The 26,247-nt window shown below is 71.1% G+C and carries 22 protein-coding genes; 14 read left to right on the forward strand and 8 right to left on the reverse strand.

The window, feature by feature from the left end:
• Nucleotides 1–26: 26 nt before the first annotated feature.
• On the reverse strand, nt 27–719 hold the full coding sequence (locus AMYNI_RS0134650; RefSeq protein ID WP_026361302.1) for a S1 family peptidase: 693 nt from the start codon (nt 717–719) through the stop codon (nt 27–29).
• Between the two features lie 226 nt (nt 720–945).
• Between AMYNI_RS0134650 and uvrC the strand changes: the two genes are divergently transcribed.
• The 4 genes from uvrC to whiA are packed head-to-tail and all read left to right on the forward strand — an operon-like array spanning nt 946 to nt 5,817.
• Nucleotides 946–2,946, forward strand: a complete 2,001-nt coding sequence (gene uvrC / locus AMYNI_RS46060) for an excinuclease ABC subunit UvrC (RefSeq protein ID WP_084628541.1) — start codon at nt 946–948, stop codon at nt 2,944–2,946.
• Between the two features lie 53 nt (nt 2,947–2,999).
• The gene (gene rapZ / locus AMYNI_RS0134660; RefSeq protein ID WP_020672703.1) at nt 3,000–3,857 is read left to right on the forward strand and encodes an RNase adapter RapZ; all 858 of its coding nucleotides are present in this window, start codon (nt 3,000–3,002) and stop codon (nt 3,855–3,857) included.
• 8 nt (nt 3,858–3,865) lie between these two features.
• Nucleotides 3,866–4,831 carry a gluconeogenesis factor YvcK family protein gene (locus AMYNI_RS0134665; protein WP_026361303.1) on the forward strand — a complete coding sequence of 322 codons (966 nt, stop codon included), beginning with the start codon at nt 3,866–3,868 and terminating at the stop codon, nt 4,829–4,831.
• The gene (gene whiA / locus AMYNI_RS0134670; protein WP_020672705.1) at nt 4,831–5,817 is read left to right on the forward strand and encodes a DNA-binding protein WhiA; all 987 of its coding nucleotides are present in this window, start codon (nt 4,831–4,833) and stop codon (nt 5,815–5,817) included. Before AMYNI_RS0134665 ends, whiA begins: the two co-directional genes overlap by 1 nt.
• Before the next feature lie 89 nt (nt 5,818–5,906).
• Here the strand turns inward: whiA and AMYNI_RS0134675 are convergent, their stop codons facing one another.
• A complete protein-coding gene (locus AMYNI_RS0134675; protein ID WP_026361304.1) occupies nt 5,907–6,341 on the reverse strand; it encodes a PPOX class F420-dependent oxidoreductase in 435 nt (144 codons plus the stop codon).
• Nucleotides 6,342–6,404: 63 nt separating this feature from the next.
• Here AMYNI_RS0134675 and AMYNI_RS0134680 point away from each other — a divergent pair, with 63 nt between their 5' ends.
• Genes AMYNI_RS0134680 through AMYNI_RS0134690 form a run of 3 tightly spaced genes read left to right on the forward strand, consistent with a single transcriptional unit; the run spans nt 6,405 to nt 13,164 of the window.
• The gene (locus AMYNI_RS0134680) at nt 6,405–7,901 is read left to right on the forward strand and encodes a hypothetical protein (protein WP_020672707.1); all 1,497 of its coding nucleotides are present in this window, start codon (nt 6,405–6,407) and stop codon (nt 7,899–7,901) included.
• Between the two features lie 8 nt (nt 7,902–7,909).
• A complete protein-coding gene (locus AMYNI_RS0134685; protein WP_020672708.1) occupies nt 7,910–8,698 on the forward strand; it encodes a hypothetical protein in 789 nt (262 codons plus the stop codon).
• 14 nt (nt 8,699–8,712) lie between these two features.
• Nucleotides 8,713–13,164, forward strand: a complete 4,452-nt coding sequence (locus tag AMYNI_RS0134690) for a hypothetical protein (RefSeq protein ID WP_020672709.1) — start codon at nt 8,713–8,715, stop codon at nt 13,162–13,164.
• A gap of 24 nt (nt 13,165–13,188) precedes the next feature.
• On the opposite strand, the gene AMYNI_RS0134695 is transcribed toward AMYNI_RS0134690, so the two are convergent.
• Nucleotides 13,189–13,833: a LysE family translocator gene (locus tag AMYNI_RS0134695; RefSeq protein WP_020672710.1), complete on the reverse strand. Its 645-nt coding sequence runs from the start codon at nt 13,831–13,833 to the stop codon at nt 13,189–13,191.
• Nucleotides 13,834–13,979: 146 nt separating this feature from the next.
• On the opposite strand from AMYNI_RS0134695, the gene AMYNI_RS0134700 reads away from it, so the two are divergent.
• From AMYNI_RS0134700 to AMYNI_RS0134730, 7 genes are all read left to right on the forward strand, one after another.
• Nucleotides 13,980–14,621: a class I SAM-dependent methyltransferase gene (locus AMYNI_RS0134700; RefSeq protein WP_020672711.1), complete on the forward strand. Its 642-nt coding sequence runs from the start codon at nt 13,980–13,982 to the stop codon at nt 14,619–14,621.
• A 38-nt stretch (nt 14,622–14,659) separates the two neighbouring features.
• Nucleotides 14,660–15,841 (forward strand): winged helix DNA-binding domain-containing protein, encoded by a 1,182-nt coding sequence (locus AMYNI_RS0134705; protein WP_020672712.1) that lies wholly within the window; start codon nt 14,660–14,662, stop codon nt 15,839–15,841.
• 125 nt (nt 15,842–15,966) lie between these two features.
• Complete coding sequence (gap, locus tag AMYNI_RS0134710) at nt 15,967–16,971, forward strand: type I glyceraldehyde-3-phosphate dehydrogenase (protein WP_026361306.1); 1,005 nt, start codon at nt 15,967–15,969, stop codon at nt 16,969–16,971.
• Between the two features lie 9 nt (nt 16,972–16,980).
• Nucleotides 16,981–18,192 carry a phosphoglycerate kinase gene (locus AMYNI_RS0134715; protein WP_281170358.1) on the forward strand — a complete coding sequence of 404 codons (1,212 nt, stop codon included), beginning with the start codon at nt 16,981–16,983 and terminating at the stop codon, nt 18,190–18,192.
• Complete coding sequence (gene tpiA, locus AMYNI_RS0134720; protein WP_020672715.1) at nt 18,192–18,977, forward strand: triose-phosphate isomerase; 786 nt, start codon at nt 18,192–18,194, stop codon at nt 18,975–18,977. The genes AMYNI_RS0134715 and tpiA overlap by 1 nt, the downstream gene beginning before the upstream one ends.
• Nucleotides 18,978–19,032: 55 nt before the next feature.
• Nucleotides 19,033–19,263 carry a preprotein translocase subunit SecG gene (secG, locus tag AMYNI_RS0134725; protein WP_020672716.1) on the forward strand — a complete coding sequence of 77 codons (231 nt, stop codon included), beginning with the start codon at nt 19,033–19,035 and terminating at the stop codon, nt 19,261–19,263.
• 48 nt (nt 19,264–19,311) lie between these two features.
• The gene (locus tag AMYNI_RS0134730; protein WP_026361307.1) at nt 19,312–19,653 is read left to right on the forward strand and encodes an RNA polymerase-binding protein RbpA; all 342 of its coding nucleotides are present in this window, start codon (nt 19,312–19,314) and stop codon (nt 19,651–19,653) included.
• 87 nt (nt 19,654–19,740) lie between these two features.
• Here the strand turns inward: AMYNI_RS0134730 and AMYNI_RS0134735 are convergent, their stop codons facing one another.
• The 5 genes from AMYNI_RS0134735 to AMYNI_RS0134755 all read right to left on the reverse strand — a co-directional run bounded on the left by AMYNI_RS0134735 (nt 19,741) and on the right by AMYNI_RS0134755 (nt 26,239).
• Nucleotides 19,741–20,934 carry a sensor histidine kinase gene (locus AMYNI_RS0134735; protein WP_020672718.1) on the reverse strand — a complete coding sequence of 398 codons (1,194 nt, stop codon included), beginning with the start codon at nt 20,932–20,934 and terminating at the stop codon, nt 19,741–19,743.
• Between the two features lie 272 nt (nt 20,935–21,206).
• Nucleotides 21,207–21,986 (reverse strand): 6-phosphogluconolactonase, encoded by a 780-nt coding sequence (gene pgl / locus AMYNI_RS0134740; protein ID WP_020672719.1) that lies wholly within the window; start codon nt 21,984–21,986, stop codon nt 21,207–21,209.
• Entirely contained in the window at nt 21,983–22,969 is a 987-nt protein-coding gene (gene opcA, locus AMYNI_RS0134745; RefSeq protein WP_026361308.1) for a glucose-6-phosphate dehydrogenase assembly protein OpcA, read from the reverse strand. The genes pgl and opcA overlap by 4 nt, the downstream gene beginning before the upstream one ends.
• 118 nt (nt 22,970–23,087) lie before the next feature.
• Nucleotides 23,088–24,617, reverse strand: coding sequence for a glucose-6-phosphate dehydrogenase (gene zwf, locus AMYNI_RS0134750; protein WP_020672721.1), 1,530 nt, complete (start codon nt 24,615–24,617; stop codon nt 23,088–23,090).
• Complete coding sequence (locus AMYNI_RS0134755; protein ID WP_026361309.1) at nt 24,614–26,239, reverse strand: hypothetical protein; 1,626 nt, start codon at nt 26,237–26,239, stop codon at nt 24,614–24,616. Before AMYNI_RS0134755 ends, zwf begins: the two co-directional genes overlap by 4 nt.
• Between the last annotated feature and the right edge of the window lie 8 nt (nt 26,240–26,247).

Genomic DNA, 26,247 nt, shown 5'->3' on the forward strand with positions numbered 1-26,247 from the left:
TCACGGACAGAGCCGGACGGCGGGGGTCAGACGCCGGCGGTCTCCTGGATCCAGGAGCGGCTGGTGGCCACGCTGGCGTAGTTGTTCACGCCGTTCGGGTCGTCGCCCTGGTGCTCGACCGTGGACGCGACGCCGACCTGCTTGCCGTCGGAGATCTGCGGGCCGCCGGAGTCGCCCTTCCAGGCGGCGCCGTTGATGCCCTCGCTCTGGATCGCCTTGCCGCCGTACGCGTCCGTGGACGAGCCGGTGACCTTGACGTCCGCGGTCTTGAGCTGCGGTGCGGCCGGGCCGTCCGGGGTTTCCCTGCCCCAGCCGAAGATCTGGTTGGTGGAGCCGGTCGACGGGTCGGCGTCGCCGAGCGTGACGAAGTCGCTGCCGGCCGAGCCGGTCAGGTGCAGCAGCGCGATGTCGCCGTTCGGCGAGCTCTCCTGCCGGTCCACGGTCACCTCGGTGCCGCCGCCGAGGTCGTTGCTGCCCACCCGCACGCTCATCGAGTCGCCGAGGCAGTGCACCGCGGTCATCACCCACTCCGCGGAGAGGACAGAGCCGGAGCAGTTGAAGTCGCCACCGACGTAGACCTGGGCGGCCCACGGCGACGGGCCTGCCTTTTCGCCGCCGACGATGTACGGCGTGACGTCGGCGGAGGCGACCCCTCCGGCGAAGAGGGTCGCGGTGATCGATGCGGCGCAGAGGGCGCCAAGGGCACGGGCTCGACTCACGGTCATTTCCTTCCGGATTCGACTCTGATGTGAGACGGAAAGTAACTACCCAAGTAACTCGAAAGATACCAACGAAAGTCTGAGTTCCCCTGATCCAGTACTAACGTCGGGTAGATCTTTCACAGACGGTGCCGAAGCGTGGATTCCTCACCAATTCGGGCAGGCGGTGCGCTCGAGTGCCCGGGGGTGCGTCAGGCTGTCGGGGTGGCGCCATAGGCTGAACAGCGTGGCTGATCCGTCCACCTACCGTCCTTCGCCGGGGAGCATCCCGGACGCGCCCGGCGTGTACAAGTTCCGCGACGCCTCGAAGCGGGTCATCTACGTCGGCAAGGCCAAGAGCCTGCGAAGCCGGCTGAACTCCTACTTCGCCGACCTGGCCGGGCTGCACCCGCGCACCAGGCAGATGGTCACCACGGCGGCCGCCGTTGAGTGGACCGTGGTGGCCACCGAAGTCGAGGCGCTCCAGCTGGAGTACAACTGGATCAAGGAGTTCGACCCCAGGTTCAACGTCCGCTACCGGGACGACAAGACCTACCCGGTGCTCGCGGTGACCATGCACGAGGAGTTCCCGCGGCTGCACGTCTACCGCGGCCCGCGCAAGAAGGGCGTCCGCTACTTCGGCCCGTATGCGCACGCCTGGGCCATCCGGGAGACCCTCGACCTGCTGCTGCGCGTGTTCCCGGCCCGCACCTGCTCCAACGGGGTCTTCCGCCGGCACACCCAGATCGGCAGGCCCTGCCTGCTCGGCTACATCGACAAGTGCTCGGCGCCCTGCGTCGGCAAGGTCTCCGCCGAGCAGCACCACGAGATCGTCGAGGACTTCTGCGACTTTCTGGCCGGCCGCACCGACGTGATGGTGCGACGGCTGGAGCGGGAGATGGCCGAGGCCTCCGAGACGCTGGAGTTCGAGAAGGCCGCGCGCCTGCGCGACGACCTCGGCGCGTTGCGGCGGGCGATGGAGAAGCAGGCGGTGGTGCTCGGCGACGGCACGGACGCCGACGTGGTCGCCTTCGCGCACGACGAGCTGGAAGCCGCGGTGCAGGTGTTCCACGTCCGGGGCGGCCGGGTCCGCGGCCAGCGCGGCTGGGTGATCGACAAGGTCGAGGAGATGGACGTCCCCGCGCTGGTGGAGCAGTTCCTCGCGCAGTTCTACGGCGAGCAGGCCGATCTGGCCGGCCAGACCCCGGAGTCCGGGACGCCGGTGCCGCGGGAGGTGCTGGTGCCCGAGTTGCCGTCGGACGCGGAGGCGGTCACCGAGTGGCTGTCCGGCTTGCGCGGCTCGCGGGTGCAGCTGCGGGTGCCGCAGCGCGGGGACAAGCGGGCGCTGGCCGAGACGGTCACCCGCAACGCCGCCGAGGCCTTCGCCCAGCACAAGCTGCGTCGGGCCGGTGACCTCACCGCGCGCTCCGCGGCGCTGTCCGAGCTGCAGGAGAACCTCGGCCTCGACTCCGCGCCGCTGCGCATCGAGTGCGTGGACATCAGCCATATCGCCGGCAGCGACGTGGTCGCGTCGCTGGTGGTGTTCGAGGACGGGGTGCCGCGCAAGTCGGAGTACCGCCGGTTCGCGCTGCGGGAAGCCGCGGAGGAAGGCGATGTCGCCTCGATCGCCGAGGTCGTCCGGCGGCGTTTTTCGCGCTACCTGAAGGAAACCGAAGAAGATGCCCCGGCTTCGGACGGTCAGGAGGGCCAGGAGGTCCCCGAGTCGAGGCCGGGCATCGACCCGGAGACCGGCAAGCCCCGCAAGTTCGCCTACCCGCCGAACCTGCTCGTGGTGGACGGCGCCGGCCCGCAGGCCACCGCGGCCGCGGACGTGCTGGCCGAGCTCGGCATCACCGACGTGGCGGTGGTCGGCCTCGCCAAGCGGCTGGAGGAGGTCTGGCTGCCCGCCGACCCCGATCCGGTGATTCTGCCCAGGACTTCGGACGCGCTGTATCTGCTGCAGCGAGTGCGTGACGAGGCGCATCGGTTCGCCATCAGGTATCACCGCGAGAAGCGGTCGAAACGCCTTCAGGTGTCCGCATTGGACGGTGTGCCCGGACTGGGCCAGACTCGCCGGACCGCGCTGATCAAGCATTTCGGCTCGGTGAAGAAACTCAAGCAGGCCAGTGTGGACGAGATCTCCGGAGTGCCGGGCGTCGGCAGGCGCACCGCGGAGGCCGTGCACGCGGCGCTGGCCGGGCAGGCCGGCGCGACCAAAGCCGAAACCGAAGGGAAGACAGGCTCGTGACGGGCGACAGCGCAGTTGGCGCAGCAGGGAACGACGAAGGCCGCACCTCGGGGATGGAGGTGGCGGTGGTCAGCGGGCTGTCCGGGGCGGGGCGCAGCACCGCGGCGAAGTGCCTGGAGGACCTCGGCTGGTTCGTGGTGGACAACCTGCCGCCCGAGCTGATCGCCACCATGGTGGAGCTCGGCGCGCAGGCCAGGGGCGCGATCACCAAGGTGGCCGTGGTGATGGACGTCCGGTCGCGGGCGTTCACCGACGACCTCGCGTCGGTGATCAAGGACCTGGACGCCCGCGGCTACAAGCCGAGGGTGGTGTTCCTGGAGGCCACCGACGCGGTGCTGGTGCGCCGGTTCGAGCAGGTCCGGCGCGGGCACCCGATGCAGGGCGACGGGCGGCTTTCGGACGGCATCACCGCGGAGCGGGCGCTGCTGTCCCCGCTGCGCGAGGAGGCGGACCTGGTGCTGGACACGTCCTCGCTGTCCGTGCACGACCTGCGGGCCAAGATCGAGGACGCGTTCGGCTCCGAAGCGAGTACCCAGACCAGGGTCACCGTGCTCTCCTTCGGCTACAAGTACGGCCTGCCGATGGACGCGGACCTGGTGATGGACGTGCGGTTCCTGCCGAACCCGTTCTGGATCCCCGAACTGCGCGAGCACACCGGCCTTGACGGCGAGGTGCGCAACTACGTGCTGACCCAGGAGGGTGCGGACGAGTTCCTGGACCGCTACCACCAGCTGCTGCGGCTGATCGGCGCGGGCTACAAGCGCGAGGGCAAGCGTTACCTGACCCTGGCCGTCGGCTGCACCGGCGGAAAGCACCGCAGTGTGGCCATCTCCGAGGAGCTGGCCAGTCGTCTGTCCAATGAGGACGGTATGGCCGTCAAGGTGGTGCATCGGGACTTGGGCCGCGAGTGACGAAACGGTTGCGCGCGGTGGCGCTGGGCGGCGGGCACGGCCTGCACGCCACGCTCACCGCGCTGCGGCGGCTCACCAGGGACGTGACCGCCGTGGTCACGGTGGCCGACGACGGCGGCTCCTCCGGGCGGCTGCGCCGCGAGCTCGGCCTGCTGCCGCCGGGCGACCTGCGGCAGGCGCTGGCCGCGCTGGCCGCGGCCGAGGACGGCGGCGGCCTGTGGGCCGAGGTGTTCCAGCACCGGTTCGGCGGGGACGGCGCGCTCGCCGGGCACGCGGTCGGGAACCTGTTGCTGGCCGGGCTGTTCGAGGTGCTCGGCGACCCGGTGGCGGCGCTGGACGAGGCGAGCAGGCTGGTCGGGGTGTCCGGCAGGGTGCTGCCCATGTCGACCGAGCCGCTGGAGATCGAGGCCGAGGTCAGCGGGCTGGCCGACAACGGCGAGCTGACCGTGATCCGCGGTCAGGTCGCGGTGGCCAGTACACCCGGTCAGGTACAGCGGATCACCGTGGAGACCCCGCGCCAGTCCACCGCGGCGCCCAAGGCGTGCCATCAGGCGGTGGACGCGGTACTGGGCGCGGACCTGGTCCTGCTCGGTCCCGGCTCGTGGTTCACCAGCGTGCTGCCGCATCTTCTGGTGCCCGAATTGCACGACGCACTGGTCCGCACGGAGGCCACGAAAGTGGTGATTCTGAACCTGATCCCCCAGCCGGGTGAGACAGCGGGCTTCTCACCCGAACAGCACCTCGACGTACTCTTCCAGCACGCTCCCGGGCTCCGGGTGGACGCGGTCATCGCGGACCGCCGCTCGGTGCCGACCCCGGCACGGCTGCGTGACGCCGCCGCGGGACTGGGAGCGCGGGCGCACCTGGCTGACGTGGCCGACCCCGGCGTGGCGGGGCGGCACGACCCGGATGCGCTGGCGAACTGTGTGCGAGAGGCTCTCGGTCTTACCGTCGAGCCAGAGGAGGAGGGGTAATGGCGATGACCGCCGCGGTCAAGGACGAGCTGAGCCGTCTGGAGATCACCAAGATCGGCCCGCGTCGCGCGGAGGTGTCGTCGATGCTGCGCTTCGCCGGTGGCCTGCACATCGTCTCCGGCCGGGTAGTGGTGGAGGCGGAGCTGGACACCGGTTCGGTGGCGAGGCGGCTGCGCAAGGAGATCCATGAGCTGTACGGGCACCATTCCGACGTGCACGTGATCTCGTCCAGCGGCCTGCGCAAGGGGACCAGGTACGTGGTGCGCGTGGTCAAGGACGGCGAGGGGCTGGCAAGGCAGACCGGGCTGATCGACCAGCGCGGCCGTCCGGTGCGGGGGCTGCCGGCGGCGGTGGTGTCCGGGGGGATCGCGGACGCCGAGGCGGCCTGGCGCGGTGCGTTCCTGGCGCACGGCTCGCTCACCGAGCCCGGCCGGTCGTCCTCGCTGGAGGTCACCTGCCCCGGCCCGGAGGCGGCGCTGGCGCTGGTCGGCGCGGCAAGGCGGCTGGGCATCCAGGCCAAATCGCGCGAGGTGCGCGGCGCGGACCGGGTGGTGGTGCGGGACGGGGACGCCATCGGCGCGCTGCTGACCAGGCTCGGCGCGCATTCCAGCGTGCTGCAGTGGGAGGAACGGCGGATGCGCCGGGAGGTCAGGGCGACCGCGAACCGGCTGGCGAACTTCGACGACGCGAACCTGCGTCGTTCGGCACGGGCCGCGGTGGCCGCCGCGGCCAGGGTCGAGCGGGCGCTGACCATCCTGGGCGACTCCGCGCCGGACCACCTGCTCACCGCGGGCAAGCTGCGGCTGTCCAACCGGCAGGCTTCGCTTGAGGAGCTCGGCCAGCTGTCCGACCCGCAGATGACCAAGGACGCGGTGGCAGGGCGGATCCGGCGGCTGCTCGCGATGGCCGACAAGAAGGCCAAGGAGCAGGGTATTCCGGACACCGAGTCCGCCGTCACCGCCGAGATGCTGGAAGAAGACGCCTGACCCTGCTCGCTCTGTCCGTGAAGGGCACCTTGCCTACTTTGAAGGTAGGCAAGGTGGCCTTCACGGACTACGGCCGGGAGTGGGGGTGGTCAGTTGGCGATGGCGGTGCGAGCGAGGACTTTGGTGATCCTGGCGCGGACCAGGTACTCGCCGGGGACGGCGTTGCGGCTGCCGTATTCCGCGGCGCGATCGGCGCCCATGTAGCGCCCGCCGATCCGCGTGGCCCACTCCAGCGTCTCGGTCAGGTCCTCGTGCAGGGTGGCCTCGGCGGTGAACTGGACGTAGGAGTACGGCGGCAGCTGGTCGTCGACGCACAGCGAAAGCCGGGGGTCGCGGCGGAACGCCTTGCCCTTCAAGGAGTCACGCTCCGTGGTGAAGATCAGCTCGTCCCCGTCGGCCTCGTTCAGCACGAACCAGACCGGCGTCACGTGCGGCGCACCGTTCGCCCTGACCACACCGAGCTTGCCGGTACGGGTCCCCGCGCTCGCGAACTCCCACCATTCGTCCCTGCTCATCTCACGCATGGTGAGCACGCTACCCACCTCACCCGTGCGGGGTCCCGGCATGCCCGGCTAACCTTGCCCGCTGTGCGGGATGACGAGCTGACCGGAGCGAGCCTGGCCGACGAGGGCCTGGCCCGCCGGCTCAAGGCGCTCGCCTGCACCGCGCCGCTGCACGACCTGGACGCGCGGAAGGCGAAGCTGGACTGGGCCGACGCGACCGTCTACCAGATGGCGGAGATCGCGCTGCACACCATCGACCAGGTCACCATCGCGATGGACTTCGACACCGGCGCCGACCACCACGAGGTGGTGCGCCGGCTCCAGCCGTTCATCGCCGCGCAGGCGCCGGGCCGGGACCCCGAGGAGCATCTGCGGGTGGCGCGCTGGGTGCTGGACAACCTGATCAACGTGGGCACCGCGGACCGCGGTTTCCGCCGGGTGTACGGCAGCATCGACGCCACCGGTGCCTACCGGCGCCGTGCCTTCGACTTCAAGCTGCTCGTCGAACTGGCCGCCCCGGACGGCGAGGTGTACCTGCGCGCCAGCGACGAGGCGATCAACGTGCTCGTCGGCGCGCTGGACATGGACGTCGAGTCGGCCCAGATCGCGGCCGAGGTGAAGCTGGAGAACCTGATCAGCCGGGGCAGGCTGGCCGATGCCAAGCTGGCCGCCGAGCAGGCCCGCTACCGCACCGTGCAGTACGGCGAGACGCTGCGCGCGAAGCTGGACGCGACCCGGCGGGACGTGCGCGCGGTGGACTGGGACGAGGAGATGCCCGAGCTGCTGGACTCGGCGCTCTCGCACATCGAGTCCCGGTTTCGCGCGGAGAATGCGATCCTGAAGAACATCACCACCGCCCGCGACGACGCCGAGGACGGCGACCGGAAGCGGCGCGCGGCCGAGCTGGTGGACATCGTCGCGGACTGCATCAGCAGGCACACCCAGCTGCAGACCCGGCTGGCCGCGGCGGGCTCGACCTTCCGCGCCGAGCAGGACCGCCAGCAGTTCTCCGGCCCGCCGCAGCGCGCCACCGTGGACATCTTCGGCCAGCTTTTGGTGCCCAGCCTGGAGTTGCCGCTGTCGGACGCGGTGGCGCCGGTCGAGGCGTTCTTCCGCGGGGTCACCGGAACGTCGGTGCCGGCCGTGCCGTCGCTTTCTTCGCTGGTGTCGATGCTGCTCCGGCCCGCGCCGGAGCGTGAGAAGCTGGTCGGCGAGGTGCCGGAGCCGGAGCTGCTGCCGGCGGAGAGCCTGGACTACTACAGCGACGAGCAGTGGCGCCACGCCGACGAGCTGCTCGACCTGCCCGAGGTGCCGCGAAGGCTGTCCGGGCTGCTGGCCGAGGCCCGCGAGATCGACCCGCAGCTGGCCAGGCTGGTCGGGCTGCGCGCGGTGCACTCGTACAGTCCGGAGGTGGCGGCCGCGGTGCGGCAGGGCGACGACCGGGCCCTGCTCGCGGTGGACGACGGCACGCTGCTGGACGATCCGGAGTTCGGCGGCGCCGACCTGCTGCTCGCTTCGGCCAGGATCGACCGTGACACCGGGGGCACCGGGACGGCCGAGTTCGAGGAGGGGACCAGTTGAGCACGCCGATGACCAGGGGCGACGCCGAGGCGGCGGCCAGGCTGATCTCGTTCGGCATGCGGCCGAAGCAGTTGCCGGGCCGGGACGTGGTGTACGCCGACTTGGTGCGCCGCTACGGCGAGGACAGCGCCTTCAAGCAGCTGACGAACGCGGTGGCGGCCGGGCTCGGGCTGATGGTGCTGGACGTGAGCACCCAGGCCGGCGCGGTGCTTGCCGCCACCGACGAGTCGGTGTTCGAGATCAAGATGGACAGCTACGCCCGGCAGAGCAAGATCCGCGAGCGCCGGGAGACCGAGAAGGTGCTGCACGGCCTGGTCCATCTGGCCACCGCAGCCCTCGGTTATCCCCGCCCGGACGACCTGGCGAACGACACCTACATCGGCCGGGTCAGCGTGGAGCAGGTGGACAGCGTGGTGCGGGAGGCCTGCCGGATCCTGGACGAGCGGGCCGCCAGGGCGGAGGAGAACAACGACCCGCTCTCCGACGCGCCCGAGCTGGAGCAAGCCTGGCGGGCGTACGCTCGCCGTCCGGCCACCGCGGCCACCAAGGACGGCAGACTGGCCTCGGACACCACCAGGGGAATGGTCTCCAGGGCGTTGCGCTTCCTTGCCGAGCAAGGGTTCCTGGTCCAGGTCAGCGGCGAGCAGGGCGGCACCTACCGGACCACGCCGCGGTACCAGGTGCAGGTGCGCGAGCTGGCCGCGGACAGCGCCTTCGAGGAGCTGCTGGAGCTGAACGTGGTCTCCGTCGGCGACGGCGCCGGCACGCTTCGTCCGTCCATTTCGGACACACTCTGACGGGGGATCGATAGATGTACGAGCTTTCCCGGGTCCGCCTGCACTCGGTGGGACCGGCGGGCGCGCGGTACCAGGACGTGCTGCTCGACCTGAGCGGGGTCGGCGCGCTGGTCAAGTCGCCGGCGCAGGACGCGCTGTTCACCGCCGGGATCCACTCCGCGGAGCAGGGCCTGCCGCGCCGCCCGTCCCCGGCCAGCGTGCTGTTCCTGGAGAACGGCGGCGGCAAGTCGGTGCTGATCAAGCTGATCTTCTCGGTGATGCTGCCGGGACGGCGGCAGGTGGTCGGCACCACCAGCACCCGGGTGCTGGAGAAGTTCGTCTCCGCCAAGGACGTCTCGCACGTGGTGCTGGAATGGCTGCACACCGAGACCGGCCAGCGGGTGATCACCGGCAAGGTCTCCGAATGGCGCGGCCACGTCACCTCGGCCGACCCGGCGAACCTGGTCGACTCCTGGTACTGCTTCCGGCCGAGCTCCTCGCTGGAGCTGGAGTCCCTGCCGCTGACCGAGGACGGCAGGCTGCTCACCATGTCCGGCTTCCAGGAGCGCCTGGACGGCGGGCAGCGGGACGAGCCGGAGCTCGAGCTGTTCTGGACCCGGCGCCACCACGAGTGGACCGAGCGGCTGGACGCGCTCGGCCTGGACACCGAGCTGTTCCGCTACCAGCGCGCGATGAACGCCGGTGAGGGCGAGGCGGCGGACGCTTTCAACTTCAACAACGACGACGCGTTCGTCGAGTTCCTGCTCAAGGCCGTGATCTCGGAGGACGATCCGCGGGACCTGGCCGAGGTGGTGCAGACCTACGCGCACAACCTAGGTCAGCGCGGCGAGTTGCTGGCGGAGCGGGACTTCGTGGCCGGCGCACTGGAGCTGCTCACCCCGCTGTCGGAGGAGGAGTCGCTGGCCGCGGCGTCCCGGAAGCTGGCCGCCACCGCCCGCGAGGAGGCGCACGCGTTCGCCGGCGGGATCGCGGCGCGGCACCGGCTGGAGTCCGCGCGGCTGGACGGGCTGGCGCAGCACGCGGACGAGACCAGGGACGCGGAAAAACTGGCCGAGGGTGACCACCGCCGGCTGACCGCGGTGGTCACCGAGCTGCGCCGGGCGGTGGCCGAGCTGCGGTTGGCCGGTGCGACCGAGGACCGGAAGCGGCTGGACACCGAGCTGGCGCGGGCGCGGGTCACCGCGGAGGCGTGGCGGGAGACCGGCACCGTGCTCGGGCACGTCAACGCGGTGCGCAAGGCCGCCGACATCCGCGAGCTGGTGGGGGAGCGGGAACAGACCGCGAAACCCGCGCTGCAGGCCAAGAACTCGGCCGCCGCGGCACTGGCTAGGAGGCTGCTCGCGCTGGCCGCGGAGGCGGGCGAGCAGGTGCGCACCGCCGAAGCGAGGGTGGCGGCCCTGCGCGCCGAGACGAACGCCGCCCAGCAGCAGCGCGACGAGGCCACCGGCACCGCGGCGAAGCATCGCGCGGAGCACGCGCAGCTGAGCGCCCGGATCGACGAGGTGCGGGCCGCGATCCGCCAGGCGGTGCGGGACGGGCTGCTCACCGACGGTGCCGATGGTGTGGCGGCTGTGTCGGATGCGGCGCAGGAGGCGCGTGCCACGGCCGAGAACGCGACCGGTGAGCTGGCCGCCCGCGAGGCCGAGCTGGAGCAGCTCGCGGAGGAGCACGGCACGGCGCAGACCGCGCTGCACGCCGCCCAGCAGAAGGCCCAGCAGGCGGCGAGCACGGCCGAGCGCACGGCCGCCGAACTGGAGAAGGCGCACCGCCGCACGGACGCGCTGGCCGCCAACCCGCGGCTGCTGGAGCTGCTCGGGGTGGACAGCGTGCGGCTGGAGACCGACACCCCGTCGCTGCTGAAGCGGCTCCGCGAGGCCAGGACGACGGCCGAGCGCGAGCAGACCGCGTTGCGCATCGAGGAGTCGGTCGACGAGCGGGCGCTCGGCGCGCTCGGGGACGGCGGGCTGCTGCCCGCCCCGCCGGAGGTGCAGGCCGCGCTGGACGTGCTGGAGCGCGCCGGGATCACCGCGTGGTCCGGCTGGCGGTATCTGTCTACAATGGACGCCAAGCGGCGGGAGCGGGTGCTGGCCGAGCTGCCGCACCTGGTCGGCGGCGTGCTGGTGAACGACGCGGCCCAGCTGGCGCGGGCGAAGGCCGCGCTCACCGAGGCCAAGCTGCTGCCGAGCGTGGTGCTGCCGGTCGGCACCACCGGGGCCATCCGCGACGCCGACGCAGCGGCCGCCGCGGGCGTCGAGTTCCTCGTTCCGCCCAATCCTGCGATGTACGACGAAGACGCCGCCGACGCCGAGCGGGAGGCCATCGCGGCCCGGCACGGCCGGCGGCAGAAGCAGCTCGAAGCCCTGACCAGCGCCGCCGGTGACGATGCGGCGCTGGAGTGGAAGCTCACCACCTGGCGTGAGGACTACCCGCCGGGGGCGCTGGGCACCCTGGCCGAAGAAGCAGAGCGGACCCGGAGTGAGCTGTCCGCGGCGGAGGCCGAGGCGGAGCAGGCCACCCGCGCGCTGGCCGACCTCGCCGCGAAACGCGCCAAGCTGCGGGAGACGATCCCGGCGCTGCGCGCGGAGCTGCGCGCCGGTGAGGAACGGGCCCGTGCGCTGTCCGGCCTCGGTGTCACGGCCGCCAAGATTCCACAGTGGACCGAGGAGGTGGAGCGCGCGCGGGAGGTCGCCGAGCGGGCCGAGGCGGAAGGCGAGCAGGCCGGGGCGAAGGCGGCCAGGCTGCGCGAAGAGGCGGCCGAGGAGCAGCGCACCGCCGACGGCCACCGGCGCACGGTGAGCAGCGCCAGGGCCGAGCTGGCCGAAGTGCCCGGCGGCGGTTCGGTTTCGGAGGACGAGCCGGCGCCGAAGGAGCCGGTCGACGCGTTGCGCCGGGCCTTCGCGTCGGCCAGCGACGCCTACGCGAAGGTCGAGGTCGGCAGCGATCTGCGCGCGGAGCTGGAACAGGCGGAGAGCGCCGAGTCCGGCGCCCGCGCGGCGCTGGAGGCGCTCGACCCCGAGGTGCGCGAGCTGGCCGCCGGGCTGCTGGAGACCCCGGACGGTTCGGACGCGGCGACCAGGGCCGCCGCGCTGGCCCGCGCCGGCCGCGCGGTGTCCGCGCTGGAGGCCGAGCAGAGCGAGGCGATCGGGCTGGTCGCCACCCGCAAGGCCGAGCTGGACGGGTTGCCGAAGCAGCCGTCCGTGGTGGAGAGCTCCGACCGTCCGCGCGACATCGAGCACGGCATGGAGCTGATCGACGCGGCCGCCGAGGAGGCCAGCACGGCGGCGAGGAAGTACGAGGACGCACAGGCCCGCCGGTCCGAGGCCGAGTACGCGCTGGACTCGGCGAACTCCTCGGCCGCCGGTTTCCGCCTGCTCGCCGAGTCGCTCGCGCACCTGGCGCCGGACGAGGAGACGTCCGCCGTTTTCGACGGCGACGTCGAAGCTGCACAGGCCCGGCACGGCAAGCTCAACGCGACGCTGGGTGAGGCCGACGCGGCGGTGGACCGGGCCGAGAAGCGGGTCCGCGCGGCGGCCGACGGCCTGGCCCAGTACGCCACCGAAAAGCGGTTCGAGAAGTTGACCAGCCCGGTGCGCCAGCAGATCATCTCGGTGCGCCGAGACAGCCTGCCGGCCAGTGCGGGGGAGTGGGCCACCGCGCTGCGGCCGCGGCTGCGCACCCTGACCGACGATCTGGCCCAGATCGACCGGCACCGGTCCGGGATCGTGGCCAGGCTGCAGGGCATGGTGGACGGCGCGCTGCGGCTGCTGCGGTCCGCGCAGCGGCTGTCCAGGCTGCCGGAGGGGCTCGGCGACTGGTCCGGGCAGGAGTTCCTGCGGATCCGGTTCGCCGACCCGGAGGACAACGTGCTGGCCGAGCAGCTCGGCGTGGTGGTGGACGAGGCCGCGGCCGGCAAGACCAGCGACGGCAGGGACGTCAAGCGGGACGGCATGTCACTGGTGCTGCGCGGGGTGCACGCTGCGGTGCCGAAGGGCTTCCGGGTGGACATGCTCAAGCCGGACTCGGTGCTGCGGACCGAACGGCAGCGGGTGTCCGAGATCAGGGACGTGTTCTCCGGCGGCCAGCAGCTGACCGCCGCGATCATCCTGTACTGCACGCTCGCCGCACTGCGCGCGAACAACCGCGGGCGGATGCGCAACCGGCACTCCGGGGTGCTGTTCCTGGACAACCCGATCGGCCGCGCGTCCGCCGGCTACCTGCTGGAGCTGCAGCGGGTGGTGGCCGGCGCGCTGGGTGTGCAGCTGATCTACACCACCGGCCTGTTCGACGCCGGCGCGCTGAGCGAGTTCCCGCTGATCATCCGGCTGCGCAACGACGCGGACCTGCGGGCCGGCCGGAAGTACCTCTCGGTGGACGCCACCATCAAGGGCAGCCTGGACGAACTCGGCGACGCCGACGGCAGCGCCCGCGTCTCCGCCACCCGGCTGTTCGTCAAACCGGCCGGCTGAGTCTTCGCGGCGTTTGCGGCGTTTTCAGTCCTTGCGGCCGGTGACGGCGAGCGTGGTGCCGAGGCCGATCATCACCAGGCCGCTGGTGCCGCCGACCAGCTCCAGCCGTCGCGGGGAGCGGGCGAACCAGGTCCGCGCGGCACCGGCGGCGAGCGCCCACGCGGCGTCCGAGAGCAGCGCCACCACCGGCAGCGTGATGCCCAGCAGCAGGATCTGGACCGGTACGCCGCCTGCTTCGTGCCGCACGAACTGCGGCAGCACGGCGGCCAGGAACACGATCGACTTCGGGTTCGCGAAACCCACCACGAACCCGTCCCGCAGCACCCGCAGCGTCCGGCCGGGGGTGCCCGACGCCCCGGCGGCGAACGCGTCGGCCAGCTTGCGGCGGCGCCGGAAGGCCTGCACTCCCAGGTAGATCAGGTAGGCCGCGCCGATCAGCTTGATCGCGGTGAACACCGCCACCGAACGCTCGATGACCGCGCCGAGCCCGAACGCCACGGCCACCACCTGCAGGTAGATCCCGGTGGCGTTGCCGGCCACGGTGAGCAGCGCGTCGCGGCGGCCCACGGTCAGCGCCCTGCTGATGGTGAACAGCACGCTCGGGCCGGGCACCACGACCATCACGAAGGTGAGTGCGGCGAAGGCGGCGAACTGGCTGGTGGAGATCATCGCCCGAGCGTAGAGGTGCAGGCCGTGATGGCGAACCGCTTTTCCCGCTTTTCCAGGCCCGTGCTTGTAACAGGCTGGTCCGGCGGAACCGATATAAGCCCCGTATCCGGCGCCGTGCCGGGACGCGGTGAACGGGGTCGAGCGCGATGAACCGTCTCTACACCAAGGCCCGCCGGGAACTGGGCCAGCTGATGTACGAGCGGCGCTACGGCGTGCGCACCGCGGAGCTGATCGAGCTGGACGAGCTCGGCATCGCGCAGGAGGGTCGCGGCTACTACGTGGCGGCCAGCTGGCGGATCCTGCGGCGGGTGCTGTCCCGGCGGGAGATCGGGCCGCGCGACGTGTTCATCGACTTCGGCTCCGGGATGGGCCGGATGGTGCTGGAGGCCGCGCGGTTCCCGTTCGGCAAGGTGATCGGGGTGGAGCTTTCCGGGCGGCTGCACGAGATCGCCCGGCAGAACGTGGCGGGCACCCGGCAACGGCTGCGGTGCCGGGACGTCGAGCTGGTGCAGGCGGACGTGCTCGACTACGACCTGCCCGACGACGTCACCGTGGTGTTCTTCAACAACCCTTTCCAGGGCGAGGTTTTCGGTGCGGTGACGGCGAAGCTGATCGAGTCGGTGGACCGGAACCCGCGCCGGCTCAAGGTGATCTACTACAACCCGGTGGAGGAGGAGCTGCTGCTGGGCACCGGCCGCTTCCGGCACCTGCGGACCCTCCGGCACGCCAGGAAGGCGGCCTTGGGCAGCCCGTTCGGCTGGACGCATATCTACGAGCTGACCGGCTGAGCCCGGTTTCGTCGGCACCGGGTGGTAGGAAGCAGGACGTGCAGCCAAGGATCGATCTCCGGCAGCGACGGGCGAGACTGGCCCGCCGCCACGCCCTCGCCGCCCGCGCCGGCACGCCGGAAGAGGTGGCGCACGGCGTGGTCGCCCTGCACGCCACCGACCCCGCGACCGTGCACCTGTCCGTGGCCGCACGGCTGGACGTCGCGGGCACATCCGAAGTCGAGCGCGCGCTGTACGCGGACCGCACGCTGATCCGGCTGCTCGGCATGCGCCGGACCATGTTCGTGGTGACCGGCGAGATCGCGCCGCTGGTGCAGGCGGGCTGCTCGGCCGACGTGGCGAAGAGGCAGCGGGCCCTGCTCATCCGGCAGCTTTCCGAACAGGGATACCCGGAGAACGTGGCCGACGCCGCGCGCTGGCTCACCGAGGTCGGCGAGTCGACGGCCGCCGCGCTGGCTGCCAAGGGCACGGCGACCGCGCAGGAGCTGAGCGAGGAGGAGCCGAGGCTGCGCCAGCAGTTGCGGATGGCCCCCGGCAAGCCCTACGAGGCGATCACGAACGTGACCAGCCGGGTGCTCCTGCTGCTCGCCGCGGAGGGCCGGATCGTCCGGGGCAGGCCGCGCGGCTCCTGGATCTCCACCCAGTACCAGTGGTCCACCATGGCGGACTGGCTGCCCGGCGGCCTCGCCGAGCTTTCCCCGGAACCGGCGAGGGCGGAGCTGGCGCGGCATTGGCTGCGCGCCTACGGGCCCGCCCCGCTGGCCGATCTCCGCTGGTGGACCGGCTGGACCGCGGCGCAGGCCAAGAAGGCGCTGGCCGAGATCGGCCCGGTCGAGGTCGAGCTGGACGGCGGGACCGGGCTGCTGCTGCCGGACGATCTCGAACCGGTGCCGGATCCGGAGCCGTGGGTGGCATTGCTGCCGGCGCTCGACCCGACGCCGATGGGCTGGTCCGGGCGGGACTGGTTTCTCGGGGCGCACAAGAAGGCGCTCTTCGACACCAACGGAAACGTGGGCCCGACGGTGTGGTGCGACGGCCGGATCGTCGGCGGCTGGGCGCAACGGCCGGACGGCGAGCCGGTGTACCGGCTGCTGGAGGACGTCGGGTCCGAAGCGGAGGCGTTGATCAAGGCCGAGGCCGCGCGGCTGGGCGGCTGGCTGGGGGAGACCAGGGTGACGCCTCGGTTTCGTACGCCGCTTGAGCGCGAGCTGTCAACTTGATCGATTATGCTGGTGGTGGAGCTCTCGTCGGGGGCTGCTCGTAGCTGCAGGCCAGCACGCTAGGGTTGCCTGCGAGTCCGCAGAACGTACCCGGTACGCCGGGTCGAGCCAGAGGAGTGGCAGCAGTGACGGTTCGCGTAGGTGTGAACGGCTTCGGTCGGATCGGCCGCAACTTCTTCCGGGCCGTACAGGCCGGCGGTCACGACATCGAGGTGGTCGCGTTCAACGACCTCGGCGATGTCGCCACCATGGCCCACCTGCTGAAGTACGACACCATCCTCGGCCGTTTCCCGGGCGAGGTCAGCGTCAGCGACGAGGGCATCGTCGTCGACGGCAAGACGATCAAGGCGCTGGCCGAGCGCGACCCGGCGAACCTGCCGTGGGGCGAGCTGGGCGTCGACGTGGTCGTCGAGTCGACCGGCTTCTTCACCAAGGCCGAGGCCGCGAAGGCGCACCTCGCCGGTGGCGCCAAGAAGGTCATCATCTCCGCACCCGCCTCCGGCGAGGACCTGACCGTGGTGCTGGGCGTCAACGAGGACAAGTACGACGGCTCGCAGGCCATCATCTCCAACGCCTCGTGCACCACGAACTGCCTCGGCCCGCTGGCCAAGGTCCTGCACGACGCGTTCGGCATCGAGCACGGCCTGATGACCACCATCCACGCGTACACCCAGGACCAGAACCTGCAGGACGCGCCGCACAAGGACCTGCGCCGCGCCCGCAACGCCGCGGTCAACGTCGTGCCGGCCTCGACCGGTGCCGCGAAGGCCATCGGCCTGGTGCTCCCCGACCTGCTGGGCAAGCTCGACGGCTTCGCCTTCCGCGTCCCGGTCCCGACCGGCTCGGCCACCGACCTCACGGTCAAGCTGAAGAAGACCGCCACGGTCGAGGAGATCAACGCCGCCTACCAGGCCGCCGCGGACGGCCCGCTCAAGGGCATCCTGCGCTACAACACCGACCCGATCGTCTCCTCGGACATCGTCACCGACCCGGCCTCGTGCATCTACGACGCGCCGCTGACCAAGGTGATCGGCGACCAGGTCAAGGTCGTCGGCTGGTACGACAACGAGTGGGGCTACTCGAACCGACTCGCGGACCTGGTCAAGCTCGTCGGCGCCAAGCTGTCCTGAGCCATGGCGCTGAAGAACCTGGAAGATCTGCTGGGTGAGGGCGTCTCCGGCCGGTACGTGCTGGTGCGTTCCGACCTCAACGTCCCGCTCGACGGGGACACCATCACCGACGACGGCCGGGTCCGCGCGGCCATGCCGACGATCGAGCGGCTCGCCGAGGCGGGCGCGAAGGTCGTCGTCACCGCGCATCTCGGCCGTCCGAAGGGCGAGCCGGACCCGAAGTTCTCGCTCACCCCGGTCGCGAAGCGGCTTTCCGAGCTGCTCGGTGCCGAGGTCGCGCTGGCCGGTGACCTGGTCGGCGAATCGGCCCGCGCCACCGTGGGCGGCCTCGCCGACGGCGGAGTGGCCCTGCTGGAGAACGTGCGCTTCGACGCGCGTGAGACCAGCAAGGACGAGGGCGAGCGGGCCGGGCTGGCCGGCGAGCTGGCCGCGCTGGTGCCCGGCGGGGCGTTCGTCTCGGACGGGTTCGGCGTGGTGCACCGCAAGCAGGCGTCGGTCTACGAGATCGCGCGGGCGCTGCCCGCGTACGCCGGTGGGCTGGTGCTGGCCGAGGTCGAGGTGCTGAAGAAGCTCACCGAAGACCTCGCCCGGCCGTACGTGGTCGTCCTCGGCGGCGCCAAGGTCTCGGACAAGCTCGGCGTCATCGCGAACCTGCTGACCAAGGTGGACCGGCTGCTCATCGGCGGCGGCATGGCGTACACCTTCCTCAAGGCACAGGGCCACGAGGTCGGGAAGTCGCTGCTGCAGTCCGATCAGCTCGACCAGGTCAAGGGCTTCCTCGCCGAGGCGGAGAAGCGCGGGGTCGAGCTGGTGCTGCCGGTCGACGTGCTGGCCGCGGCGGAGTTCTCGCCGGACGCGGAGTTCGAGGCGGTCGACGCCACCGCGATCCCGGCCGAGCGGCAGGGCCTGGACATCGGCCCGAAGTCCCGTGAGCTGTTCGCCGGCAAGCTGGCCGACGCCGCGACGGTGTTCTGGAACGGCCCGATGGGCGTGTTCGAGTTCGAGTCGTTCGCCGGCGGCACCCGCGCGGTCGCCGAAGCGCTCGTCGAGAGCAGCGCCTTCACCGTGGTCGGCGGTGGCGACTCGGCCGCCGCGGTCCGGCAGCTTGGCCTGCCGGAAGACGGTTTCTCGCACATCTCCACCGGCGGCGGCGCGTCGCTGGAGTACCTCGAAGGCAAGGAGCTACCCGGCGTGGCCGTGCTCGATTCGGGAGGCCAGTGATGGCGCGCAAGACGTTCATCGCCGGCAACTGGAAGATGAACCTCAACCACCTCGAGGCCATCGCGCTGGTGCAGAAGATCGCCTTCTCGCTGCCGGAGAAGTACTACGCCAAGGTCGACGTGGCACTGCTGCCGCCGTTCACCGACATCCGCAGCGTGCAGACGCTCACCGACGGCGACAAGATGCTGATGAGCTACGGCGCGCAGGATCTGTCCCAGCACGACTCCGGGGCCTACACCGGGGACGTGTCCGGGCCGATGCTGGCCAAGCTGGGCTGCAGCTACGTGACGGTCGGGCACTCGGAGCGCCGCGAGTACCACAACGAGGACGACGAGCTGGTCAACAAGAAGGTGCGGGCTGCGCTCAAGCACGGGATCTCGCCGATCCTCTGCGTCGGCGAGCAGCTCGACGTCCGCGAGGCCGGCGGGCACATCGAGCACACCACCGGCCAGCTGATCGCGGGCCTGAAGGGGCTCAAGGCCGAGCAGGTGCCCTCCGTGGTGGTGGCCTACGAGCCGGTGTGGGCGATCGGCACCGGGCGGGTGGCCACCCCGGCCGACGCCGAGGAGGTTTGCGCGGCCATCCGGGTGGCGCTGACCGAGAAGTACGGTGCCGAGGTATCCGACCAGGTCAGGGTCCTCTACGGCGGTTCGGTGAAGTCGGGGAACATCTCCGAACTGGTCGCCTGCGACAACATCGACGGGGCACTGGTGGGCGGTGCGAGCCTGGACGCGGACGAGTTCACGAAACTCTGTGCGCTCGCCGCGGGTGGGCCGTTGCCCTGATCACGTCGCTTACCGGTAGCCTGAGCGTTCTAGAACGCCGTACAGCGAGGAAGACATGAAGCTGTTTCTGCAAATCTTGTTGATCGTCACCAGCGTTTTCCTGGTGGTCGCCGTGCTGCTGCACCGTGGGCGCGGCGGCGGCTTGTCGTCGTTGTTCGGCGGTGGCATGCAGTCCAGCCTGTCCGGGTCGAGCGTGGCCGAGAAGAACCTCGACCGGATCACCCTCGGGCTGGGGGCCGTATGGCTGATCAGCATCGTCGGCCTGGGTTTGTTACTGAAAATCTGAGCGCGCCCGCATGGGGGCGCGCCATCGAGTCCGTAGGTGTGAGGGTTCATGGTTGGCGGTAACGCGATTCGAGGCACCAGGGTCGGTGCCGGTCCGACGGGCGAATCGGAGCGAGGCGAGTCCGCTCCACGGCGTCGGATTTCCTACTGGTGTGCCAACGGGCACGAGGCACAGCCATCGTTCGCGATGGAAGCCGAAATTCCCGAAGAGTGGGATTGCCCCCGGTGCGGGCTTCCCGGTGGGCAGGACGAGCAGAACCCGCCCGCCGCACCGCGTACCGAACCGTACAAAACGCATCTCGCGTACGTGAAGGAACGGCGCAGCGACGCCGACGGCGAGGCCATTCTCGCCGAAGCGCTGGAGCGGTTGCGCCAGCGCCGCGAAATCTGAAAGCTCCACCATGCGGCAAAGGCCACCTTGCCCCGCTGATGCGGGCAAGGTGGCCTTCGCTGTGCCTGCGGTGTCCGTGCAGAGCCGCTAGTTCTGCACCGGGTAGCGGGCCCGGACCTCGAACCCGCCGTCCTTGGTGGCGGCGGTTTCGAAGCTGCCGCCGAGCAGGCGGGCCCGCTCGGCCATGCCGGTCAGCCCGTGCCCGCCCGAGGGCAGCGAGGTCGCCGGCTTGCGGGAGGCCCCGTTGCGGACCTCGATCCGCAGCGCGTCGCCCTCGCCGAGCACCCGGACCGTCGCCGACGCGCCGGGAGCGTGCTTGTGCACGTTGGTCAGGCACTCCTGGACGGTCCGGTACGCGGCCGCGGACACCTGGCTGGGCAGCGGGTCGGGGAGGGACTCGACGGACAGCTGCACCGGCACGTCGCAGCTCCGCACCAGCTCGGTCAGGTCGGTCACTCCGGGTCGAGGGCCGTCGTCATCCGATCCGGCACGTAGGACACCAACGAGTGAGCGCAGTTCTTCGAGCGTTCGAGTGCTCAGTTGGCGGATCACCTGCGCGGTTTGCTGCGCGTCGTTGCTGCCCGTGTTCGCGGCCAGGATGCCGGCCTGCATGGCGATCAGGGTGATGTCGTGGGAGACCACGTCGTGCATCTCCCTCGCCAGTCTGGCCCGTTCTTCGGCCCGTACCGCGTCCGCGTGCAGCCGCCGTTCGCGGTCGCGGCTGGCGGCCAGCTCGGCGAGCCGCTGGGACAGTTCCGAGCGCGCGCAGATCAGCAGGCCGAGCGCGACCGGCATGCCGGCGACCAGTATCCCGTAGATGCCGTTCAGGACGTGCTCGCGCCAGTTCTGCTCGACGAACTCGTTCAGCGGCCACTGCACGAACCGGCAGGCCCAGATCAGCCCCGCGCCGGCCCAGACCTGCCAGTGCAGCTGCTTGCGGGTGGCCAGCATGCCCAGCGCGATCATCGCGGCCAGCTGCGACCAGCCGGTCATGAACCCCGGCACGGTGGCCAGCACCACGACGAACGGCAGCCAGCGGCGCCCGGCCAGTGCCAGGCACGCCATCCCGGACAGCGCCACCTGGTACGGCTGCGCCTCCTTCGGGATCACCAGCCAGACGTCGAGCACCGCCACCACGATCGCGAAGACGTCCACGGCCACCGAAGCGACCGCGTTCCGGTTGAGCAGGCGAGCCTTCGCCGCGTCGCGTGCACGGCCGGCGGCCCCCGCGCCGGAGCCGCCGACCGAAATTCCAGGTATGGAGAGTCCCTCTGTGCTCATCGCTTGGACCTCACTCGTCTTGTGGACTTGGTGAAGAGAGGTGCTCGCGCCCCGAACGGGACGCGCAGCAACGAACAAATGTGCGGATGCTAACGGGGTTGCGTGTGTTGCCGGTTAGTTTCACGCTGAGTAATCAGATTGCCGTTCGCTAACCGGACACTACTCCGTTCGGGGGAGCGTAGTGCTTGCGCTGGAGAAAAACCAGTAGTCGCGGACGATCACCAAAAAGCCCCGCTCGCGAGTCGCGAGCGGGGCTTGAAAGGGGAGAGCGGTCAGGCCGTTGGCGGGCGGTAGACCTTCGTCAGCTTGTTCGCCGCGGTCTTGTCCAGCAGCCACAGCGTGCGGCGGGCGCCACGGGCACCGGCCACCGGCAGCTGCACTTCACCGGCACCCGCCAGCGCCAGCGCGACCGCGTCCGCCTTCGCGGCGCCGGTGGTCATCAACCACACGTCCCGGGAGCGCCGGATCGCGGGCAGGCTGAGCGAGATCCTGGTCGGCGGCGGCTTGGGACAGTTCCGCACCGCCACCACCGACCGTTCCTTCTCGTAAACCGCCGGGGACTCGGGGAACACCGAAGCGGTGTGCCCTTCGCCGCCGAGCCCGAGCAGGGTGATGTCGAAGGCCGGCACGTTCCCGTGATCCTCCGGCTGCGCGTTCTCCGCCAGCCGCTGCGCGTACGCGGCCGCGGCGGCATCCGGGTCGTCGCCGAACGCGCCGTCCGACGCGGCCATCGCGTGCACCCTGGCCGGATCGACGGGCACATGGTCCAGCAGGGCCTCGCGGGCCTGCTTCTCGTTGCGCTCGTCGTCGTCCGCGGGCACGAACCGCTCGTCACCCCAGTACAGGTCCAGCCTGGACCAGTCGACGGCGTCCCTGGCCGGGGACGCGCGCAGCTGTTCCAGCACCGCGATCCCGGTGCTGCCGCCGGTGAGCACCAGCGACGCCGAGCCCCTGGCCGCCTGGACGTCCACCAGCCTGGTCACCAGCCGGGCCGCGACGGCCGCGGCGAGCAGCTCCGGGTTGGCGTAGACGACCACCTCGGTCTTGCTCATTTGCCGCTCTTTCCCGACGCCACGGCCTTGGCCGGCTTCCTGGCGGCGGTGGACCTCTTCGCGGCGCCGGTGGCCAGCTTGCTCAGCCCGCCCAGTGCCGCCTCGTAGATCTCGTCCGGGTCCAGCCGGCGGAGCTCCTCGATCAGGCAGTCCTTGTTGTCCCGCCGCTGCAGCGCGATCCGCCGGGTCGGCTGGCCGGGCTGGGTCAGCGTGCCCACCCTGCCGTCCGGCCGGTGCAGCTCCACCGCCCCCGAGCGCCGCTCCAGCGACACCGACACGATGCCCTGCGCGCTGCTGGTCTTGACCCGCTTCACCGGCACCTTCAGATAGGCGGCCAGCCAGCCAGCCAGCAGCTCGGTGGACGGCGAATCCGCCTCACCGGTCACCGTCGCCGCGGTGACCTTCTCGTACGGCGGCAGGTCCAGCGCCGAGACGAGCTGGGCCCGCCAGTAGGTGAGCCGGGTCCAGGCGAGGTCGCTGTCGCCCTCGACGTAGGACTTGCCCCTGGTGGTCAGCGCGCGGATCGGGTTGCGCTCGGCCGCCGAGTCGGTGATCCGGCGCTGGGCCAGTTCGCCGAGCGGGTCGGTGGCGGGTGACTTCGGGCCGGCACTCGGCCACCAGGTGACGATCGGCGCGTCCGGCAGCAGCAGCGGCACCACCGCGCTCTGGCCCTGGCTGGCCAGCGCGCCGTAGAGCCGCAGCACGATCACCTCACTGGCGCCGGCGTCGCCGCCAACCCTGATCTGGCCGTCGATCCTGGGGGCCGCGGTGCGCGAACCCTTGGCCACCACGATCACCCTGGACGGATGCTCGCGGCTGGCCTCGTTGGCGGCGTCTATCGCCTCTTCCAGCTTCTGGTCGTCCTCGGCCGCGATCACCAGGGTGAGCACCCGGCCGAGCGCGACCGCGCCACCCCGCTCCCGCAGCTCCACCAGCTTCTGGTTGACGTGCGACGTCGTCGTGGACGGCAAATCGATGATCACGGACGCCTCCCTGCGCTCGAGCCGCACTTCAGACGTCGTGAGTGGAAAACGCTGCCCCAGCAACACTTTTCACTCACGACCGTTGACCTGGGGAAACGTGGCGCTTCGCCAGTGTGACTCACGGACGCCTCCAGTTCCGGCCGCTGCGCTCGAGCAGGTCGTCAGCCGACCGCGGTCCCCAAGAACCCGGGGGATAGGTCTCCGGCGTGCCGCGCTTGGCCCAGTGGTCCAGGATCGGGTCGAGGATCTCCCAGGACCGCTCGACCTCCTCGTTCACCGGGAACAGCGAGGGCTCGCCGAGCAGCACGTCCAAGATCAGCCGCTCGTAGGCTTCCGGCGAAGACTCGGTGAAGGCGTGCCCGTAACCGAAGTCCATGGTCACGTCGCGCACTTCCATCGTGTTGCCGGGCACCTTGGAGCCGAAGCGCAGGGTGACGCCCTCGTCCGGCTGCACCCGGATCACCAGCGCGTTCTGCCCGAGTTCTTCGGTCGCGGTGGAGTCGAACGGCAGGTGCGGCGCCCGCTTGAACACCACGGCCACCTCGGTCACCCGCCTGCCGAGCCGCTTGCCGGTGCGCAGGTAGAACGGCACCCCGGCCCAACGGCGGTTCTGCACCTCGAGGGTGACCGCCGCGTAGGTCTCGGTGGTGGAGTCCTTGGCGAACCCTTCCTCCTGAAGCAGGCCGGGCACCTTCGTACCGCCCTGCCAGCCCCCGGCGTACTGCCCGCGCGCGGTGGTCTGGTCGAACGGGCCGACCGGGGTGGTCGCGCCGAGCACCTTGATCTTCTCCGCCCGCAGCGCCCGCGGCTCGAAGGACAGCGGCTCCTCCATCGCGGTGAACGCGAGCAGCTGCAGCAGGTGGTTCTGGATCACGTCCCTTGCCGCGCCGATGCCGTCGTAGTAGCCAGCGCGCCCGCCGAGGCCGATGTCCTCGGCCATGGTGATCTGCACGTGGTCCACGTAGTTGGCGTTCCACAGCGGTTCGAACATCTGGTTCGCGAAGCGCAGCGCCAGGATGTTCTGCACCGTCTCCTTGCCGAGGTAGTGGTCGATGCGGAACACCGACTCCTCGGGGAAGACGTCGTTGACGATGTTGTTGAGCTCCTTGGCACTGCGCAGGTCGTGCCCGAACGGCTTCTCGATCACCACCCGGCGCCAGACGTCCTCATTGGACTGAGCGAGGCCGGACCTGGCCAGTTGCTTGGTCACCACCGGGAACGCGCCGGGCGGGATGGACAGGTAGAACGCGGTGTTGCCACCGGTGCCCCGCTCCTCGTCCAGGTCGCGGACCGTCTGCGCGAGCCGGTCGAAGGCGTCGTCGTCGTCGAAACTGCCCTGCACGAACCGAATCCCCTCGGCGAGCCGGTTCCACACCGACTCGCGGAACGGGGTCCTGGCGTGCTCGGCCACCGAGTCGTGCACCAGCTCGCCGAAGTCCTGGTGCTCCCAGTCCCGGCGGGCGAAGCCGACCAGCGAGAAACCGGCCGGCAGCAGCCCGCGGTGGGCGAGGTCGTAGATCGCCGGCATCAGCTTCTTGCGGGACAGGTCGCCGGTGACCCCGAAGATCACCAGCCCGGACGGCCCGGCGATCCTGGGCAGCCGCTTGTCCCTGGGGTCCCGCAGCGGGTTGTGCCACGAACTGCTCACGCCAGGCCCTCCTGCACGGCGCGCACTAGCTCGGCGAGGCCGGCCGCGCGATCGGTCAGGTGCAGCCGCAGCACCGGCCTGCCGTGCTCGACGAGCACCTGGCCGTCACCGAGCGCCTGCGCGTGCTGCAGGGTGCCCAGCGTGTACGGCCGGTCCGGCACCTCCAGGTCCGCCTCGGCCGCGCCGGTGATCTGCAGGAAGATGCCGTTCTGGTGGCCGCCCTTGTGGTACTGCCCGGTGGAGTGCAGGAACCGCGGGCCCCAGCCGAAGGTGGTCTGCAGCCCGGTGCGCTTGGCCAGCTCGGTGCGCAGCAGCGCCGCGGACGCGTCGTCCAGCCGGTCCAGGTAGACCTGCACGGCGAGGTAGCCGTTCTCCGGCGCGGTGGCGAGGAACTCGCGAAGCACGTCCGCGAGCTTGCCGTCCCCGGAGGTGCCGACCGTGGCGTGCACCTCCACCGCTCCGTCCACAGTGGACGGAGCTTCGCCGCCGCCGAGCTTGGCCGGATCGTCCAGCAGGGAACGGGCCGCCTTCTTCGCGGCCTCCACGTCCGGCTGGTCGAACGGGTTGATCCCGAGCAGCCTGCCGGCGATCGCGGTGGCGAACTCCCAGAGCAGGAACTGCGCGCCGAGCGAACCGGTCACCGCCAGCTTGGCCGAGCCGGCGGCGGGACCGACGGCCACCGGGGTGGCGTCCGCCTTCGCGTCGGCGAAGCCCGTCGCGTCCGGGCCCTCCACCGCGACCGGCAACAACCCGGTGCCCTGCTTGCCGGTGGACTCGGCGATCAACTGCTCCGCCCAGTCGGCGAACCCGGCGATACCGGAGCCCGTGTCGGCCAGCACGACCTTCTCCGCGCCGTCGGCGTGTGCCGCGCCCAGTGCCGCGGCCAGCCGCACCGCGGGGTTCGCCGGATCGTCCGCGCCGAGCGTGGCGGCCACCGAAGCGGCCTGGTCCAGCAGCCTGGCCACGTCCGCGCCGGCCAGCCCGGAGGGCACCAGGCCGAAGGCGGTGAGCGCCGAGTAGCGCCCGCCCACGTTCGGATCGGCCAGGAACACCTTGCGGTAGCCCTCGGCCTCGGACAGCTCGGCCAGCGGTGAACCGGGGTCGGTGACGACCACGATCCGCTGCTTGCCGTCGATGCCGGCGTCGGCGAACGCCCGCAGGAAGATCCGCCGGTGGCTGTCGGTCTCCACCGTGCCGCCGGACTTCGAGGAGACCACCAGCACGGTCCGTTCGAGGTCGCCGGCGAGCGCGTCGGCCACCTGACCGGGGTCGGTGGTGTCCAGCACGGTCAGTGCCACGCCCTCGGTCGCGGTGATCACCTCCGGCGCGAGCGAGGAGCCGCCCATGCCGGCGAGCACCACCCGGTCGACTCCCTCGGCCTCCAGCTCCCCGCGCAGCGCTTCGATCTCACCGATCAGCGGCCGGGACGTCTTGTGCAAGGAGGTCCAGGACAACCGGATCGAAGCCTCGGACTCGGCCTCGGCGCCCCACAACGCGGGGTCCTGCGCGGCCAGCTTGGAGGGGACCTGGTCGGCGACCAGCCGATCGGCCAACGGCGCGGCCTTGCCCTCCAGCGCGGCGTCGACGATTTCGACGCCCACGCCTGTTTCTTCCCCTGCCATGGCTGATA

This window comes from Amycolatopsis nigrescens CSC17Ta-90, assembly GCF_000384315.1.
Taxonomy (GTDB): Bacteria; Actinomycetota; Actinomycetes; order Mycobacteriales; family Pseudonocardiaceae; genus Amycolatopsis; species Amycolatopsis nigrescens.

Excerpts from the sequence above, each read along its gene's own strand:
- rapZ (WP_020672703.1), top strand. The coding sequence starts at position 3,000 with ATGGAGGTGGCGGTGGTCAGCGGGCTGTCCGGGGCGGGGCGCAGCACC.
- whiA (WP_020672705.1), top strand. The coding sequence starts at position 4,831 with ATGGCGATGACCGCCGCGGTCAAGGACGAGCTGAGCCGTCTGGAGATC.
- AMYNI_RS0134675 (WP_026361304.1), bottom strand. The coding sequence starts at position 6,341 with ATGCGTGAGATGAGCAGGGACGAATGGTGGGAGTTCGCGAGCGCGGGG.
- AMYNI_RS0134685 (WP_020672708.1), top strand. The coding sequence starts at position 7,910 with ATGACCAGGGGCGACGCCGAGGCGGCGGCCAGGCTGATCTCGTTCGGC.
- AMYNI_RS0134690 (WP_020672709.1), top strand. The coding sequence starts at position 8,713 with ATGTACGAGCTTTCCCGGGTCCGCCTGCACTCGGTGGGACCGGCGGGC.
- AMYNI_RS0134695 (WP_020672710.1), bottom strand. The coding sequence starts at position 13,833 with ATGATCTCCACCAGCCAGTTCGCCGCCTTCGCCGCACTCACCTTCGTG.
- AMYNI_RS0134700 (WP_020672711.1), top strand. The coding sequence starts at position 13,980 with ATGAACCGTCTCTACACCAAGGCCCGCCGGGAACTGGGCCAGCTGATG.
- tpiA (WP_020672715.1), top strand. The coding sequence starts at position 18,192 with ATGGCGCGCAAGACGTTCATCGCCGGCAACTGGAAGATGAACCTCAAC.
- secG (WP_020672716.1), top strand. The coding sequence starts at position 19,033 with ATGAAGCTGTTTCTGCAAATCTTGTTGATCGTCACCAGCGTTTTCCTG.
- AMYNI_RS0134730 (WP_026361307.1), top strand. The coding sequence starts at position 19,312 with ATGGTTGGCGGTAACGCGATTCGAGGCACCAGGGTCGGTGCCGGTCCG.
- AMYNI_RS0134735 (WP_020672718.1), bottom strand. The coding sequence starts at position 20,934 with ATGAGCACAGAGGGACTCTCCATACCTGGAATTTCGGTCGGCGGCTCC.
- pgl (WP_020672719.1), bottom strand. The coding sequence starts at position 21,986 with ATGAGCAAGACCGAGGTGGTCGTCTACGCCAACCCGGAGCTGCTCGCC.
- AMYNI_RS0134755 (WP_026361309.1), bottom strand. The coding sequence starts at position 26,239 with ATGGCAGGGGAAGAAACAGGCGTGGGCGTCGAAATCGTCGACGCCGCG.